This window comes from Microbacterium sp. zg.Y909, from assembly GCF_024626565.1.
This window is the reverse complement of sequence record NZ_JANJFJ010000616.1, coordinates 1-1686: the sequence shown is the minus strand read 5'-3', so window position 1 is coordinate 1686 and position 1686 is coordinate 1. Positions and strand designations below refer to the sequence as shown.

The 1686-nt window shown below is 67.6% G+C and carries 1 protein-coding gene; it reads right to left on the bottom strand.

The window, feature by feature from the left end:
* Positions 1 to 1607: excinuclease ABC subunit UvrB (gene uvrB, locus NQ160_RS23460; protein ID WP_257517407.1), on the bottom strand; the 1607-nt coding region annotated here is incomplete at its 3' end.
* Positions 1608 to 1686 lie beyond the last annotated feature (79 nt).

Below are 1686 nucleotides of genomic sequence, written 5' to 3'. Positions count from 1 at the left end.
GTGCCCGAGCGCAGGAAGCCCTCCTTGTCGGCATCCAGGATCGCCACCAGCGACACCTCGGGGAGGTCGAGGCCCTCGCGCAGCAGGTTGATGCCGACGAGCACGTCGTAGACGCCCGCGCGCAGCTCGCTGAGCAGCTCGACGCGCCGGAGGGTGTCGACGTCGGAGTGGAGGTAGCGCACGCGCACGCCGTGCTCGCCGAGGAAGTCGGTGAGCTCCTCGGACATCTTCTTCGTCAGGGTCGTCACCAGCACGCGCTCGTCGCGGCCCACCCGCACCCGGATCTGCTCGAGGAGATCGTCGATCTGCCCCTTCGACGGCTTGACGACGATCTGCGGGTCGACGAGCCCGGTCGGACGGATGATCTGCTCGACCACACCGTCGGCGATGCCCATCTCGTACCGCCCGGGCGTCGCCGAGAGGTAGACGGTCTGGCCGACACGCTGCTTGAACTCATCGAAGCGCAGCGGCCGGTTGTCCAGGGCGCTGGGCAGCCGGAAGCCGTGGTCGACGAGCGTGCGCTTGCGGGAGGCATCGCCCTCATACATCGCACCGATCTGCGGCACCGTGACGTGCGACTCGTCGATGACCATGAGGAAGTCGTCGGGGAAGAAGTCCAGCAGCGTGTGCGGCGGCTCCCCCGGCATGCGGCCGTCGAGGTGACGGGAGTAGTTCTCGATGCCGGAGCAGAAGCCGAGCTGCTGCAGCATCTCGATGTCGAACGTCGTGCGCATGCGCAGTCGTTGCGCCTCGAGCAGCTTGCCCTGACCTTCGAGTTCCTTGAGGCGCTCGGCGAGCTCGTGCTCGATGGTGCCGATGGCCCGCTGCACGGTGTCGGTGCCGGCGACGTAGTGGGAGGCCGGGAAGATCGGCACGCTGTCCATGCGGTTGATGACGTCACCGGTGAGCGGGTGCAGCATGTACAGCGCCTCGATCTCGTCACCGAACATCTCGATGCGGATCGCGAACTCCTCGTAAACGGGGATGATCTCGATCGTGTCGCCGCGGACGCGGAAGTTGCCGCGCGAGAAGTCGACGTCGTTGCGGTTGTACTGCATCGCGATCAGCTTGCGGATGAGGGCATCGCGGTCGTACCGCTCCCCCACCTGCAGAGCCACCATGGCGCGCAGGTACTCCTCGGGCGAGCCGAGGCCGTAGATGCACGAGACCGTCGAGACCACCACGACGTCGCGCCGGCTCAGCAGCGAGTTGGTCGTCGAGTGCCGCAGCCGCTCGACCTCGGCGTTGATGGACGAATCCTTCTCGATGAAGGTGTCCGTCTGCGGGACGTAGGCCTCGGGCTGGTAGTAGTCGTAGTAGCTGACGAAGTACTCCACCGCGTTGTTCGGCATGAGTTCGCGGAACTCGTTGGCCAGCTGGGCGGCGAGGGTCTTGTTGTGGGCGAGCACGAGCGTCGGCCGCTGCACCTGCTCGATGAGCCACGCGGTCGTCGCCGACTTGCCGGTGCCCGTGGCGCCGAGCAGCACGACGTCGGTCTCGCCGGCATTGATACGGGCGGCGAGCTGCTCGATGGCCTGGGGCTGGTCGCCGCTGGGCGTGTATTCGCTGACGACCTCGAAGGGCCGGACGGCACGGGTGGTCTGCATCCTTCCAGCGTAGGCCGCCCTCCCGACAACGGGCCGGGCGTTCGCCGCCGGCAGAGCGGGCAGGCCGGCGGCGCGGGCC